Raw genomic sequence first — 13,362 nt, forward strand, 5'->3', positions numbered from 1 at the left:
AGGTCGGTGACCCCGTCCCGCGCCGCGATCGTGTCCCCCGAGCGCGTCGCCCAGCAGCCGCTCGCCATCGACAACCGACGCACGAGGGTGGCCAAGCCTTCCTCCGGCGGGGCGGCCACACGGTGATGCTGTCGTCGCTGAACTCCTTCACGATGCCCTTCAGCACCGCGGGGTACGACCGCTTCGGTAAGCCGCTGAGCTCGCCGGGACCGCGGTTCGCAGCGGGCTGTGCCGGCGGTGGTGTCCGGCTCGTCAACCGGGGTTTGTCCCCGCTCGGCGCTGCCGTGCCCGGTATCCGCATCGTGGGTCTTCTGCTGCTGTCGGCAATGGTGGCCCCCCTTCTGGGCACACCGTTCCCGAACAGAGCGCCGTCAATCCCGCCGCGCATTCCTATCCAACGCCGCACGGGAGAGCAGGACGGCATGACCAGCAAGTCCGCGCGGATCGATCCGCCATAGACTGCGGCGCCGCGGTCACCATCGGCATGGCCACCGGCCAAAATGTTTGCCCGGGGGCCGCACCGGTAACCATCGATACAGACCGACAACGTGGACAAAGTTCCCCGGTTTCGTACTGCCCTATCGACTGCGATCTCGGGTGAGGTCATCCGGCGGGATGCTTCGGCATCCCGCCGCGCGCGTTCCAGACGTCGGGCTCCGCCGCGGCGGTCCGGATCGGCGGCGCGCCGACCGCCCGGGCAGAGCGCTGAGCGGGCGGGCGAACTCGGTCGAACGGTCGCTGAGCACCCAGATGGGCACATGATCTGCCGGCGGCCGCCCGGCCACGAGCGGATCCCCGAGCGGGTGGTGCACGCGCGCGGCGCCGGTGCGCACGGAATCTCCGAGGGTTACGGCACCGCCGACGCGGTCACCCGGACCGCGTTCCTGCGCAAGGGGCAGCGGACGACGTGTTCGCCCGGTTCTCCACCGTACTGGGCTCGCGCGGATCGGCCGACACCGTGCGCGACACGGGGGGCTTCGCGACCAGGTTCTACACCGATGAGGGCACGTTCGAGCTGGTCGGCAACAACCTACCGGTCTTCTCATCTAGGACGGCATCAAGTTCCCAGACATCATCCACGCCGCCAAGCCACACCCGGACCGCGAGATACCGCAGGCGCAGAGCGCGCACGACACCTTCTGGGATTCGTGTCGCTGCATATCGAGGCACAGCACCACACGATGTGGAACCTGTCGGACCGGGGTATTCCCCGCTCGTACCGGATGATGGAGGGCTTCGGCGTCCACACGTTCCGGCTCGTCAACGCGGCCGGCGAGACGGCGCTGGTGAAGTTCCACTGGAAGCCCAAGCTCGGCAGCAGGCGGCCACCCCGACCGCCGGCGGCACCGGCGACCTAACTGCGTGACCGCTGCGTCAATCGGCCGGGCGGCCTGCGAATGATCATGAAATGTCTAGGTACCCGCCGGCCAGATCACCCGGGACCCCGGTGGCGAGTATCTCCGCCGCCCGCGCCCGTTGCAGGGGCTCGTCCTCGCGCGCTGCCCGGTCAGGGATTGCCGTCGACACGAACTGCGCCGGACATCCACCGTCGACGAATGCGACGTCCTCGAGGCGCTCGCCGCGGCCGACGCCTATTGCCACGTATCGCTGCAAACCCCGATCAGGGCCTCACCGTCGGCGACTCCCAATCGGCGACTTCCTGGGTCAGTCCGAGCCGGAACTGGAGTCAGCCGCGGACCGCCTTGCGCTGCTTGCACGGCCGAGGCCGCGCGACCGTGCCATCCGGACCCTGCGGTTCTTCGGCAGCGGGCAGAGCGAGATCGCCGCCGAACCCGGCATCTCCCAGATGCTCGGCTCCCGGCTCCTCACCACCGCATGGCAACGGCTGCGCACCGCACTCACCAGCCACCCAGCGATTGACCCCGCCACCGGTCGGGCATCTGGCGTGGGCTACGGACGCACGTATTCCAGTCGCTCATCACGCCGACTTGGGTCGGCCAGTGCGTCAGGGTCGACGCCCGCGGCTTGGCTAAACGCGAGGTGCCCGCCCAGGTAGGCGCCGAGGCCGGCCACGCCGATGCCCGCGAACGTCAGTGCGCGACCACGACGGTGTTCGCCGCGGGTGCGGGCCACGATCGACGTGGCGAAGAGCCCGAGCGCCGAAGCGTTCGCGGCCACGTGCACGAGTGCGACCCGGCGTTGCCGACGCGACAGGGTGGCGTAGTCCGCCAGCCCAGTCGTGGCGGCGGGCAGCGCCGCGACGGTCCCGACGGTGAGCAGTGTGGTCGCCGCCCGTTCGGTGCCCGGCATGAGGTCGAGCACAGCCGTGCTCATCCAGGCGCCGACCGGGAACTGCACGGCGGCCGGGTGCAGCGGGTGGCCGAACCACACACCGTGCAGTGCCGAGCCCAGCCGCCCCCTCCCGACGGTGGCGCCGGCCAGGCGGTGCAAGGCGTCCGCGACCCGGTCCAGGGAGGCGGCGGTCTCAAGTCTGGCGAGGAGCCTGCGCATGCAGATCGCTTGCCCTGTCATGGACCGCCGAAACGCTGCCCGGCGCCGGGCCGTACGACTCAGCCGGACCGCAGCGCATCGCGGATGCGGTCGAACACGGCCACGGGCGGCCCGAGGAGCAGGTTGGCTGCCGCGGACTCGCCGGCCGCCGGGTGCGGGCGGGTCGGCGCGATCTGCTCGGCCGCCTCGAACACCGACGCCAGCCGGTACAGCTTGTCCGGGTCGACGCGCTCGCGCAGCCGCGGGAACTCCTCCTGCTCCTCGTGCGTGGCGTGCTCGACGACGTCGTGCGCGAACGCGGCCAGCCTCGCGCCGAAGTCGGGGTGGTCCACGCCGAGGTCGTAGAGATCGCTGAGCACCCGCTTGGCCCGCGCCTCCTCCTGCAGCCGCGCGTCGACAACTCGTTCGCCGTCCTCGCCAATGGCTCGGCGAGCCTCCGGGTGCACGATCTGCTCCTCGGCGCTCTCGTGTACCGCGAGCAGCCGGACGAGGTCGTAGAAGAGCTCCTGCTTCTGCTTGCCCTCGGCCGTCGCGATCCGGTCGAACAGGGACTTGATCTGCTGGTGCTGCTCGAGCAGGACGTCGACGACGTCCTTGTGCTGCGGCTGGGTCATGGCCTTGCCGCTACCCGGCGCCTGGCTGCCGTAACGGCGGGGTTGTTTCCGGGTAAGGGGCAGGGGTAACCGCGGCATCGCGCCACCACGCGGCGGTCGCGTGCCCGGTCACATCCAGGACCCGGACCGGGCGGTTGGCGTGCTCGATCACCGCGAGCATGTACAACCGCGCTCCAGTCAGTGACAGTCGCGAAGAAATCGCACGCCAGCAGGGCATCAGCCTGCGAACGCAGGAGGTCGGCCCAGGTGCCGGGGGCGCGCTCCGGCGCCGGGTCGATCCCGGCCTCGTGCAGGATCCTCCCATACGGTGGACGCGGCCACCTTAATGCCGAACACGAGCAGTTCGCCGTGGATTCGGCGGTATCCCCAGCTGGGATTCTCCCGCGCCAGGCGCAGCACCAAGGCGCGGATCGAGTGCACGGTCCGCGGCCGGCCCGGGGCGCTTGGGTCGGGACCGGCCGCGTGGCGGCGTGCGAGCAGGTCGCGGTGCCACCGCAGGACAGTGTCCGGGCGTACCAGCGGCCGCAACCGGCGCAGCAATTCCCACGGGGGCCGGTGCAGCAGCGCCGCCAGGAACGCCCGATCCTCGGGTCGAACCGGGGCCTGTCGTTGCCGAGTTGCCGCTGCAACACGGTGATCTGATGGCGCAAGGCAAGGATCTCCGCCGCCTTGTCCCGGTCGCTCATTGGCTGCAGTCGTTCCGACTGGAGCTCCTCATGGCTGACCGCACGCTGCCCGAGAACGCCGATTGGCGTCACGCGGTCACTCCGCAGTGCCCAGGATGGGAATCGAACCCATGCCGGCCAGGGTCAGGACCAGACGGGTCATGGACGTCGGACGATACACTGCCTCCGGCGCCACGGCGATGCGGCGTATCTGGGCAACGAAGTTGACCAACGTGGAGCACGCGAACGTCACCCGGGCAAGCGCACGCCACCAACGGCGGCTCCGATCGGCTGTCCACTGCGCAGCAGTTGCCCGGCGGTTCACTCTGGTCACGGGGTGTGGAATGTGTCTGGTCGCGACGTATTCGGTCAATGGTCCGATCATGCCCAAGGTGATGCGTCGTGATCGCCACCCTCGGTGTGGTGCTCGCCAACGTCGGCGTCCGGTTCAGCTGCGGCTGGTGGGTCGACAAACACACTCGTCACCATGCCACCCCGACGACCAGAACAAAGGCCCCGACGTCAGCGCCGGCGCGTTGGTGTTCAGCCCCGCCCAGGGCGAGGCCGGCGGGGCGTATCGCGCGTTTGGCTGGGACCGCGACGGGCACAGCACCACCATGGACGACTCCTCGGCCTGCATCACCACCTGCGAAGACGGGCCGCTGCTGCTGCGCGGGTCGTTCCAGCTACTGACCCAGGACGGTCAGGTCATCGACCCGGGTAGGCGCACCGTGGCGCTGTGCCGCTGCGGTTGGTCGGCGATCAAGCCCTTCTGCGACGGTACGCACAAGTCGGTCGGCTTTCAGGCCCCGAGCGCACCGACGAGTGAGCGGCCCCTGGGGTACGACTGACGTCGCAGCGAGCTCTCGTCTGCGGTCCACCGCCGCAGCAGGTACCCGGCGAAGCGCCCGTCGAGGGCCAGCGCGCACGCGGCGCCGAACAACAGCAGCGACGTCTGCTCGGCGCGGCGCTCCGGCGGCAGGTCCGCACAGAAACTGCCGCACAGATCGTGCGCCGCGATCTGTTCGTGCACCGCGTCGGCCTCGACGTGCTCGTCGTAGAACCGCGTCGCGTCCGCGTCACCGCCGAGTCGGCGTAGGCCGTTGCCGTAACGGCGGTTCGGCAGCGAAGAGGTCATCTCGAACACCGCGAGATGGCCGAGGATCGCTCCACGCAGCCTACGGTGCAGCCCGAACAGGGACATCAGGTTGTTCGTGGCGAGCGTGATCGCCGGAACCGCCTCAAGGTAGGCACCGTACGCGGTGTCGAGGCCGAGTTGCCGCATCGTGGTGCGGAACAGTTCGGCGTGCATCCGTTCGGGGCGGCCGCCGCCGTACTCGTCGGCCTGGATCTCCACCAGGGCCGCCTTGGCCCGCCCGGCCAGCCGGGGAATGGCCCAGGTGTGCGGGTCGGCCTCGCGCAGGTGGTAGATCGAACGGTGAATGACGAATTCGCGGAACTGCTCGATCGTCGCCCGTCCGGTGAGGTGCTTGGACAACTGTGGCCCGTTGTCGGCATCGACGAGGGCGGTCAGCGCGCGCGGCACGTCGGCCGGCGACACGGCGTCCGGCACTGGCACCAGCCGACGCAAAGCGGTCTCGAAGCGACGCTCCGCCGCCTGGCGTACGGACAGCAGCGAGGGATGCCACTCCCAGCCCTCGTCGACACCATCGAAGCCGTGGTAGTGCAGCTCGTAACACAGGTGCAGGCTCATTTGCAGGTCCTCGTCGGTGAGCGCGTCGCAGTCCCCGGTGGCCGGGGCGACGAGGGAGTCCGCCAGCTTGTGCGGGGAGCGAGCCAGCGCCTCGACCAGGGCGGCCGAGACCGGTCCTCTTGGCTGCGGCAGTTGCATGGGTGATGGTGTTCCCGCCCCCGCATTGGTTAAGCACGAAGAACCAGGGGAAGTTGCACGTCATGACGTCAGTCACCGAGGCCCCGCCGTACGCCGAGCCCGAACTGCTCAGGCTGGTCACGGTCCTGCGGTCGGCCGGGTATCGGTTCACCACGGTCACGCCGGCGACGCACGAGCGGGTCAATCGGCGACCCGGCAATGCCCGCGGCCGGAGCCTGACCGATGTGCTGGGCTGGAGCCGGCCGTTCGAGCCGCGCGCGCTGCCCCCGGACGTCTTCGCGCTGCTGGACGGTGCGGGCGTTCTGCGACGCGACGGTGATCTCTGGCGCAGCCTGATTCGCGTGTCGAGCTACGGCGGCGAACTCTTCGTGCATTCGACGTTCCCGCCCACCGCGCCCGACGCAGTGTTCTTCGGTCCTGACACCCACCGCACCGCCGAGGCCGCGCTCGCGCATCTCGTTGGGCGGTCGGCACCGCCGCGGCGCATCGTCGACGTCGGGTGCGGCAGCGGCGCCGTCGCAGTAACGATCGCCAAGAAGGTACCGCAGGCGGAGGTCCTTGCCGTCGACATCAACCCGGCCGCGCTGCGCCTCAGCCGGGTCAACGCCGCGGCGGCCGGTGTCACCAACGTCCAAATCCGCCGCAGCGACCTGCTCAGCGACGTGGCGGGGGACTTCGATCTGATCGTCTCGAACCCGCCGTTCATGATCGACTCGGAGCGCCGGTTCTACCGGGACGGTGGCGGCCCGCACGGGCACGACCTGCCCATGGCGCTCGTGGAGGCGGCCGTGCACCGGCTGTCGCCGGGCGGCGCACTGGTGCTGTTCAGCGGCACCGGCATCGTTGAGGGGCGAGACCCGCTCCTCAACGCCGTCACGGACAGGCTGGCCGGCACCGGCCTGTGCTGGACCTACCGGGAGATTGACCCGGACGCCTACGGCGAGAACCTGGAAGGGCCTGCTTATGCCCATGCGGACCGGATCGCGCTCGTCGTGCTGACCGCAACCCGGCCGGGGGAGGTGCGCTGATGTCGCTGACCGCAACCAGCCCGGCCGAGATCGCCGCCGCGGTCGCGCAGCGCCCGTTCACGGTCGGGGTCGAGGAGGAGTTCCTCCTGCTCGACCCCGACTCCTGGGTCAACATGGCGGTGGCTGACGAGGCCCGCGAGGCCCTGGCGTCCTCCGCCCGCGAGCGCAGTCGGGTGGAGTTCCGCCGCAGCATGCTGGAAATGGTCACGCCCGTGTGTACGGACCTGCCGCAGGTGCGCCGGCACCTACTCGAGAACCGGGTCGCAGCGGCCGAGTCCGCCGCCGCGGTCGGCGCGCAGCTCGTGGCGGTGGCGGCCACACCGATAGCCGAGCCGGACCGCACGGTTGTCGACACTCCGCGGTTCCACGCGATCGCCCGCCATTACGGGCCGATCGCGTACGACCCCGCGTTGTGCGGCTGTCACATCCACGTGAGCGTGCCCGACCGGGCGCTGGCCATCCAGGTCTGCAATGCGATCCGGCCGTGGCTGCCCGTCCTGCAGGCGATCACCGCGAACTCGCCGTTCCACGCCGGCGAAGACACGGGCCACGCCAGCTGGCGCAGCATCGCGCTCGAGCGCTGGCCGAGCCTCGGACCGTCGCCGTACCTGGAGTCGATCGAGGATTACGAGCGCACCGTGAACGAACTGGTCGCCACCGGGGTCATGCTTGATTCCTCGATGGTGCTCTGGTGGGCGCGGCCGTCGTCGCGATACCCGACGGTGGAGGTGCGCGTCGGCGACGTGTGTCCGACGGCCGAGGACACGGTCTTGGTCGCTGGCCTGGTGCGCGCGTTGGTGGCCAACGCCGTTGCGGACGTCGCGGCCGGGCGGCCGTCGCCGCGGTTGCCGGACCACCTGCTGCGAGCGGCGCACTGGAACGCCGCCCATTCTGGCCTGGAGGGCACGCTGACGGATCTGCATCGCCGCGCCGCGCGGCCGGCCTGGCAGTTGGTGGACGAGCTGGTGGCGACGATCGGCCCCGCGCTGGACCACCACGACGATCGCGAAGCCGTGCGCGTGGGGCTGGCGCGGCTGCGCGAACAGGGCAACGGCGCGACCCGGCAGCGTCGCGTCCACGCCCATGGTGGCGGCCTGCTGGCAGTCTTGCGCGACCTCGCCGCCGCCACCACGAACGGCTGACGCAGACCACCGCGATGTTCATCCCGGCGGCCGGGTAACGGTTCGACCAGTACCGCGGCCGCCGCACCCAGCGACCGATCGGCGGCGGAAGCGACGTCGTCGGCGGTCAGCAGCATCGGCTCTGGATTGGTTGGCCGTCCGTTGGTTGAGCAACGCCGATGTAAATGTGCGGCGCTCAGGACCTATGGTCGGGCAGACCCTCCAGGTCGGTGCTGATCAGTTGCACGATTTCCCTGACCCGTCGGTTTCCCCGCCGGGCAAGGCCCGCATCAGGTTGAACCGGCATCGACGGTGACACCGTGGACGTGGGCCATGGCGCCTTGCCACGTTCGACGTTGATTCGACTGTTCAATCCCCGCAGCTGTTCGGTGAGAGCCTCAGGTCCTGGTCGAGGCGAACGCGGCGTGCCATGATGTCCGCGGTTATCAGCGTCGGTCGCGCGACGTGGTCGCGGCGTCGAGGTCGAGTTGCAGGAGGCGCCGCCAGCGGGCCTCGCTGTACCGGAACGCCGTGGTCGAGGCGAGGAACTCCAGCACGGCCGGCACCAGTTGCGCGGGTGCGGTCTCGTGCGGAAAGTGGCCGGCGCCAGAAATCTCGATGAGTTGCGGACGGGCCAGCAGACTCGCGACGGCTCGGTGATGGTGCGGAGGGATGGTGCGGTCGTCGCTTCCCCACGCCAGCAGGACGGGCAGACCGACGAGTTGCCGGAGATGCTGGGTGGCACTGACGGTCTGGCCGCGCCAGTTGATGACCGTACGGGCGGTGCGGATGAACGTGCGTCGCGGGCCGGACCTGCCGAGCTGATGCAGTCCCCTGGCCAATGCCCCGGCGTCCGGCCGCGCTACCAGCCCGGGGAGGATCGAGGCCGCCGACAGCAACCGGCGGGTCAGTCCTTCCGGAAGACACGCCAGGTTCGCGACGACCGTCTCCGCGCCGGGCAGGGTAGCGGCGCGGAGCATCGGGGTGAGCTGGGGTCCGAGGCCGCCGCTGCTGATCAGGACGAGCCGGTCAGCGCGGTCGGGAAACTGGTAGGCGAACTGCATCGCGATACCGCCCCCAAGGCTGTGACCGACGATCGTCGCCGACCGGTGCCCGAGCGCCACAAGGAGGTCGCGAAGCGCCGAGGCGTAGGCGCCGAGCGAATAGTCACCGGCTGCCGCGTCGGACTGTCCGTGACCCGGCAGGTCCGGCGCGATGACTCTGTATCCGGTGGCGAGCGCGTCGACGACCTGGTCCCAGGTCCCCTGGCTGCCGCCGAGCCCGTGGATGAGCAGTACCGGCGCGCCGACACCCGCGGTCGTGTAAGCGAGCGTGCCGCCGCTGATGCCCACTCGGCCTTCGACACGAGCGGGAGCCTGCGCATCGGGGTGGGGCCGAGCGCCTGGGCCGGACAGGCCGAGCTGTACTCGGGTGGTGATATCAGAACTCCTGCCGCATTGACGACCCGATGGAGATATCAACGCCCGTCAGGCGCCGTGAGTTGTGTAGTACCCGGCTCCATGACACCGAATCCAAATGTGGGGGATTTGTGCGTCACGTCGACGGATTTTCTTCGACGGCGCGGTGCCGGCCGGGCCGTCGTTCGTGCCACCCTGTTCGGCAATCTCCTCGCGAACGTGGCACGCAACGTGTGGTCGCACACGACCATCTTCTGCGGCCACTTCCCCGAAGGCTCCCAGGTGTTCACCGAAGAGCAGCTCGACGGCGAAACCCGGGGTGAGTGGTACCTGCCCCAGATGCTGGGCTCGCCAACATCGACGGGGGTTCGTTGTTACACCTCATGTCCGGCAAACTCAGCCACCAGATCGAACACCACTTGTTCCCCGACTGCCGAGCAACCGGTACGCCGAGATCGCGCCGAAGGTGCGCGACCTCTGCAAGCGGTTCGGGCTTCGGTACAACACCGGCTCCCCTCGCCCACCAGACGGCGAACGTCTGGAACACCACTTTCCGTCTCGCCCTACCCGGCTCGAAGCCAGTCGGCGCGTGAGCCGGCGGGACGCAGCAGCCATGCCACCGTTCCGGCACCGGCCCGGGTCGCTGACTGGACCCGCGCCGTCACCGCCCCTGCCCCGCGAAACCGACCCGGCGGATGAGCGGAACACGATGCCACTGCAGCGATTAGTCCGACTGTTTCAGGTTCGGTGATCCACAGGGTGGGCCTGAAATACGAAAGTGCCTTCTGAGCTCTCGATGGACGCCGGGCCGCCCCCGAAGTGGGTCACTGCGGACGAGGCCTACGGCAAGGAGGGCGAGTTCCGGCTGTGGCTGCAGCAACCGCAGATCGGCTACGTCCTGGCCGTGCCGTGCAACCAGAAGGTCCCAACCGAACGGGGCGGTGCCCGCGCCGACGGCTGGGCCGCCGCGCGCCCGCCCTGGCCTGGAAACGCCGCACCTGCGGCGACTGCGTGGAGAGGCCCCGGGTCTACGACTGGGCGGTCGCGACACTGCCCGACACGTAGCCGTACACGGTCAACGGGTCGCTGAACTGATGCCAGACCATCCGCTGCGGGTCGAGGCCGCGCCGCTCCATATAAGCCCGCATCACCGGCTGGTCGGCGAACGCCGCCCGGTCCTGGAACTCGAACTCGCTCACCGGCAGGCCGACCGGGTGATGACGCGCGACCTCGTGCCACTCGTCCCATTCGGCCTCGGCCCAGTATCGCGCGGCGGCCCGGTCGCGGGTGAAGTCGAGCAGGCCCCGCGGCGCGCCGTCGCAGCGGCCGGACGACCACCACTCTGGCGGCTCCGAGACCCGCAGGAGGCGCGGGTCGCCGTCGCTACCGGTGCGCACAGGCAGCGGGCCGCAGCGCCCCACCACGCCGATCCGCCAACTGTCCCAGCGCCCGTCCGCGTCCTGCCCCATGTCGAACGGGGCCAGGGCCGCGGCGACCGCCTCCGCCACCGGCTGCCCGTCCGCCACCCGCGATGATTTCGCAATTGAGATTGCGGAACCGGTTGGGGTCGTAGGACGCGAACTTCTGCCCAACCTTATAGAGCATGTAGATGTCATCCACGATGCTCATCGCGCCGAGCCCTCCGGCCAGTCGGCCGCTGCCGCCCTCCACCTCGCCACCGCCGCCCGGGCAGGCAGGCGGCCTGTCCGCACCGCCGGCACTTGCTCGGTAGGTCGTCATCGCCCTCGTCTGCGTGGGACGGCCGCCCGGTGTTACGGAGGGCTGCCAAACGCTGTCCGCTCCCCCGAGTGTGGGCGATTGACCCACTCATCGGCAGCGTCGCGCAGCCCGCTGCTGCGGTGCGTTTCCATGTTTACTGCCGCCAGCACGGGAAATTATTGGAGGTTAGGCAATAGAAAATGGTGTCGTCCTATCGCGGTGCGTGGTGCGTACCTAGCTTGGGTGCGCCGCCCATTCTCCGAGGCCGAGCACGTTCGTATGCCTTGGCGTCCGGAATGTTGACGTGGCCGCAGCCCCGTGCACGGTCCTGACCGACGACGCGTCAGCCCATGGCTGACGTCCTGGCGAAGACAACGGGCGCACGGCAAGGACAATGCCGCGGTACCGCGATGAGCCGTCCAGCCGGAAGGGATGCACCCCGCGTCCGGCCCTGGCCGATTGTGAGTCGTCTGGCGGGCGCGCGGTGTGGTTTGGATGGTTGCGCGACGAGACCATCAACCATTCACTACCTTGGAGGCCCGATGAACTTCATGCGGCATACGCATACACACGAAGCCGACACCGACCGGGCCGACGAACTCCGGCCAGCCCGCGGTGACGCAGGTCGCGCACCCGACCGCGATCCGGATCTCGACCGTGCACGTTCGGACGACCGCGCCGGCACGGTGACCTCGGATCGACGTGTCGACATCGACCGTCCGAGGGATGCGAGGGATCGCTACGGCGGGATCAAATGGGGCTCGGCCTTCTTCGGGTGGCTCACCGCCATCGGCACCGCCGTCATCCTCACCGCACTGCTCGCCGCCGCCGGCACCGCGGTCGGCGTGGCCACCAATACCAACCCCACAGCGGCCGTGAACCAAGCCGGCCAGAACGCGAGCACCGTCGGCATCGGCGGTGGCATCGCCCTGCTGGTGATCCTGCTGATCGCCTACTACTGCGGCGGGTACGTCGCCGGGCGGATGGCCCGCTTCGACGGCGCCAAGCAGGGCTTCGCCGTCTGGGTCTGGTCCATCGTGATCGCCGCGATCATCGCCGTCGCCGGGGTACTGCTGGGCAGCAAGTACGACGTCCTGGGCAAACTCAACGGTTTCCCCCGCATCCCCGTCAACGAAGGCGACCTGACCACCGGCGGCACCATCGCCCTGATCGTGGCCGTCATCGCAGCCCTCGTCGGCGCGGTCCTCGGCGGTAGGGCCGGCATGCGGTTCCACCGCCACGTCGACAATGCCGGCCTCGGTCGCTGAACACCTCTCACGCCACAGGCTGTCCCGGGCCGTCCCGCGCGGGCAGCGCACTGGCTCCGCAAACGGCACAAAAGACTGACGTTGCTCAGCGCTGCCTCGTAGTGCCGCGAGCTCTTGCCGGTGCGTTGCGCCCGTTCGGCGCAGGCTCCGGCGCGGCTTGGGCCAGCCGACCACGGCGGGGGCGTCGCAGAGCGCCCGCCGTCGGTCGTCGAGGTCCAGGACCTTCGAAGGGGATGACGACCGCAGAGGTCGTCACGTGCCGACCTTGCGGTACCGGGCCTGGAAGAAGCAGTAGACGCCGAACACGGCGACGCCGAGTGCGACGGCCAGCAGCAGGAACTTGCCGTAGGGCTGGTCGGCGAGGGTGTGCAGCGCCGCGTCCAGGCCGCGGGACTTGCCCGGGTCGTTCTTGATCGCGGCCTCCACCAGCAGCGCGCCCACGATCGCGAACGCGATGCCCTTGGCCGCATAGCCGATTTGCCCGGCGCGGATCGCCGCCTTCCGGGCGTGGTGGGGATTCGCGCCGTCGAAGCGCAGTTTGCGCTCGAACTGGCGCTTCAGCCCGTACCACAACATCCCGAGACCGACGGTGAGCACGATCAGGCCGGCCAGCGCCACGAGCCAGGCGCCCGCGGGCTTGGACATGATGCCGGCGGTGGTCTGTTGCTGCTGCTCGGCGCTGGAGGAGGGGGTGCCGACGACGACCTTGCCGGCGGTCCAGGCCAGCACGGCGTAGATGATCGTGCGCACGGCGGAGGACGCGCGTTCGAAGATCCGCTTCTTGCCGCGGACGTCGCGGTGACCCCAGACCGCGAGCGCAAGCTGCCACACGGCCAGCACGACCAGGCAGATCACGACGAACCAGAGCAGGAACTTGCCGAACGGCTGGGCCGCCAGCGTCCGGAAGGCGCCGGACTGGTCGGCCTCCTGCGACGACTGGCCGAAGGCGATCTGCGCGGCGAGCCAGGCGAGGGCCAGATGCATCAGCCCGTAGCCGACGAAGGCCACCCGGGTGAGGCCTTTCATCAGGTCGCTGTTGGCAGCGCGGCGGCCGGCGTTGACGGTGCTCATGTTCCCTATGTCCCCAGATTGGGCATCTTGGCAAACGTGAACACGGACAAACCTAGAATGCGCCGGATCTGGGGTTTTGGCGGCGCCGCGCTGTTGTTCAGCGTGCTCGTGATCGCCGTCAGGATTCGATGGGT

15 protein-coding genes and 1 pseudogene are annotated in these 13,362 nt (G+C 69.6%); 8 read left to right on the plus strand and 8 right to left on the minus strand.

The window, feature by feature from the left end; translation table 11 throughout:
* Window positions 1–122: 122 nt before the first annotated feature.
* The 3 genes and pseudogenes from ABD901_RS55590 to ABD901_RS55600 all read left to right on the plus strand — a co-directional run bounded on the left by ABD901_RS55590 (window position 123) and on the right by ABD901_RS55600 (window position 1,358).
* Entirely contained in the window at window positions 123–458 is a 336-nt protein-coding gene (locus ABD901_RS55590; protein ID WP_345143862.1) for a hypothetical protein, read from the plus strand.
* A gap of 300 nt (window positions 459–758) precedes the next feature.
* Window positions 759–1,000, plus strand: a pseudogene (locus tag ABD901_RS55595) (catalase); the annotation flags it as partial.
* Window positions 999–1,358, plus strand: coding sequence for a catalase (locus tag ABD901_RS55600; protein ID WP_345143865.1), 360 nt, complete (start codon window positions 999–1,001; stop codon window positions 1,356–1,358). The pseudogene ABD901_RS55595 and the gene ABD901_RS55600, both read left to right, overlap by 2 nt.
* A 553-nt stretch (window positions 1,359–1,911) precedes the next feature.
* On the opposite strand, the gene ABD901_RS55605 is transcribed toward ABD901_RS55600, so the two are convergent.
* From ABD901_RS55605 to ABD901_RS55620, 4 genes are all read right to left on the minus strand, one after another.
* Window positions 1,912–2,472 carry a DUF2231 domain-containing protein gene (locus tag ABD901_RS55605; protein WP_345143867.1) on the minus strand — a complete coding sequence of 187 codons (561 nt, stop codon included), beginning with the start codon at window positions 2,470–2,472 and terminating at the stop codon, window positions 1,912–1,914.
* 59 nt (window positions 2,473–2,531) lie between these two features.
* Window positions 2,532–3,086, minus strand: coding sequence for a hemerythrin domain-containing protein (locus ABD901_RS55610; protein WP_345143870.1), 555 nt, complete (start codon window positions 3,084–3,086; stop codon window positions 2,532–2,534).
* Window positions 3,087–3,302: 216 nt separating this feature from the next.
* Window positions 3,303–3,626 (minus strand): helix-turn-helix domain-containing protein, encoded by a 324-nt coding sequence (locus tag ABD901_RS55615; protein WP_345143872.1) that lies wholly within the window; start codon window positions 3,624–3,626, stop codon window positions 3,303–3,305.
* 222 nt (window positions 3,627–3,848) lie between these two features.
* A complete protein-coding gene (locus ABD901_RS55620; protein ID WP_345143875.1) occupies window positions 3,849–4,124 on the minus strand; it encodes a hypothetical protein in 276 nt (91 codons plus the stop codon).
* Between the two features lie 88 nt (window positions 4,125–4,212).
* Here ABD901_RS55620 and ABD901_RS55625 point away from each other — a divergent pair, with 88 nt between their 5' ends.
* Window positions 4,213–4,602, plus strand: a complete 390-nt coding sequence (locus ABD901_RS55625; RefSeq protein ID WP_345143878.1) for a CDGSH iron-sulfur domain-containing protein — start codon at window positions 4,213–4,215, stop codon at window positions 4,600–4,602.
* Here the strand turns inward: ABD901_RS55625 and ABD901_RS55630 are convergent.
* On the minus strand, window positions 4,554–5,603 hold the full coding sequence (locus tag ABD901_RS55630) for an iron-containing redox enzyme family protein (RefSeq protein WP_345143881.1): 1,050 nt from the start codon (window positions 5,601–5,603) through the stop codon (window positions 4,554–4,556). The genes ABD901_RS55625 and ABD901_RS55630 overlap by 49 nt on opposite strands.
* Window positions 5,604–5,665: 62 nt before the next feature.
* On the opposite strand from ABD901_RS55630, the gene ABD901_RS55635 reads away from it, so the two are divergent.
* Both ABD901_RS55635 and ABD901_RS55640 read left to right on the plus strand, forming a co-directional pair.
* Window positions 5,666–6,631, plus strand: a complete 966-nt coding sequence (locus tag ABD901_RS55635; protein WP_345143886.1) for a methyltransferase — start codon at window positions 5,666–5,668, stop codon at window positions 6,629–6,631.
* On the plus strand, window positions 6,631–7,773 hold the full coding sequence (locus ABD901_RS55640) for a carboxylate-amine ligase (protein WP_345143889.1): 1,143 nt from the start codon (window positions 6,631–6,633) through the stop codon (window positions 7,771–7,773). The genes ABD901_RS55635 and ABD901_RS55640 overlap by 1 nt, the downstream gene beginning before the upstream one ends.
* 425 nt (window positions 7,774–8,198) lie before the next feature.
* Here ABD901_RS55640 and ABD901_RS55645 read toward each other — a convergent pair whose 3' ends face one another.
* Window positions 8,199–9,104 (minus strand): alpha/beta fold hydrolase, encoded by a 906-nt coding sequence (locus tag ABD901_RS55645; RefSeq protein WP_345143891.1) that lies wholly within the window; start codon window positions 9,102–9,104, stop codon window positions 8,199–8,201.
* Between the two features lie 862 nt (window positions 9,105–9,966).
* On the opposite strand from ABD901_RS55645, the gene ABD901_RS59460 reads away from it, so the two are divergent.
* Window positions 9,967–10,260 (plus strand): transposase, encoded by a 294-nt coding sequence (locus ABD901_RS59460; protein ID WP_380139497.1) that lies wholly within the window; start codon window positions 9,967–9,969, stop codon window positions 10,258–10,260.
* On the opposite strand, the gene ABD901_RS55655 is transcribed toward ABD901_RS59460, so the two are convergent.
* Window positions 10,199–10,696: a hypothetical protein gene (locus ABD901_RS55655; RefSeq protein ID WP_345143894.1), complete on the minus strand. Its 498-nt coding sequence runs from the start codon at window positions 10,694–10,696 to the stop codon at window positions 10,199–10,201. The genes ABD901_RS59460 and ABD901_RS55655 overlap by 62 nt on opposite strands.
* 543 nt (window positions 10,697–11,239) lie before the next feature.
* Between ABD901_RS55655 and ABD901_RS55660 the strand changes: the two genes are divergently transcribed.
* Window positions 11,240–12,157, plus strand: coding sequence for a hypothetical protein (locus tag ABD901_RS55660; RefSeq protein WP_345143896.1), 918 nt, complete (start codon window positions 11,240–11,242; stop codon window positions 12,155–12,157).
* 252 nt (window positions 12,158–12,409) lie between these two features.
* On the opposite strand, the gene ABD901_RS55665 is transcribed toward ABD901_RS55660, so the two are convergent.
* Window positions 12,410–13,228 carry a DUF1206 domain-containing protein gene (locus ABD901_RS55665; protein ID WP_345143899.1) on the minus strand — a complete coding sequence of 273 codons (819 nt, stop codon included), beginning with the start codon at window positions 13,226–13,228 and terminating at the stop codon, window positions 12,410–12,412.
* Window positions 13,229–13,362: the final 134 nt, after the last annotated feature.

Origin of the sequence: Dactylosporangium darangshiense, assembly GCF_039537565.1 — a bacterium.
Lineage (GTDB): Bacteria > Actinomycetota > Actinomycetes > Mycobacteriales > Micromonosporaceae > Dactylosporangium > Dactylosporangium darangshiense.

Excerpts from the sequence above, each read along its gene's own strand:
- ABD901_RS55600 (WP_345143865.1), top strand. The coding sequence starts at position 999 with ATGAGGGCACGTTCGAGCTGGTCGGCAACAACCTACCGGTCTTCTCAT.
- ABD901_RS55605 (WP_345143867.1), bottom strand. The coding sequence starts at position 2,472 with ATGCGCAGGCTCCTCGCCAGACTTGAGACCGCCGCCTCCCTGGACCGG.
- ABD901_RS55610 (WP_345143870.1), bottom strand. The coding sequence starts at position 3,086 with ATGACCCAGCCGCAGCACAAGGACGTCGTCGACGTCCTGCTCGAGCAG.
- ABD901_RS55630 (WP_345143881.1), bottom strand. The coding sequence starts at position 5,603 with ATGCAACTGCCGCAGCCAAGAGGACCGGTCTCGGCCGCCCTGGTCGAG.
- ABD901_RS55635 (WP_345143886.1), top strand. The coding sequence starts at position 5,666 with ATGACGTCAGTCACCGAGGCCCCGCCGTACGCCGAGCCCGAACTGCTC.
- ABD901_RS55640 (WP_345143889.1), top strand. The coding sequence starts at position 6,631 with ATGTCGCTGACCGCAACCAGCCCGGCCGAGATCGCCGCCGCGGTCGCG.
- ABD901_RS59460 (WP_380139497.1), top strand. The coding sequence starts at position 9,967 with ATGGACGCCGGGCCGCCCCCGAAGTGGGTCACTGCGGACGAGGCCTAC.
- ABD901_RS55660 (WP_345143896.1), top strand. The coding sequence starts at position 11,240 with ATGGCTGACGTCCTGGCGAAGACAACGGGCGCACGGCAAGGACAATGC.
- ABD901_RS55665 (WP_345143899.1), bottom strand. The coding sequence starts at position 13,228 with ATGAGCACCGTCAACGCCGGCCGCCGCGCTGCCAACAGCGACCTGATG.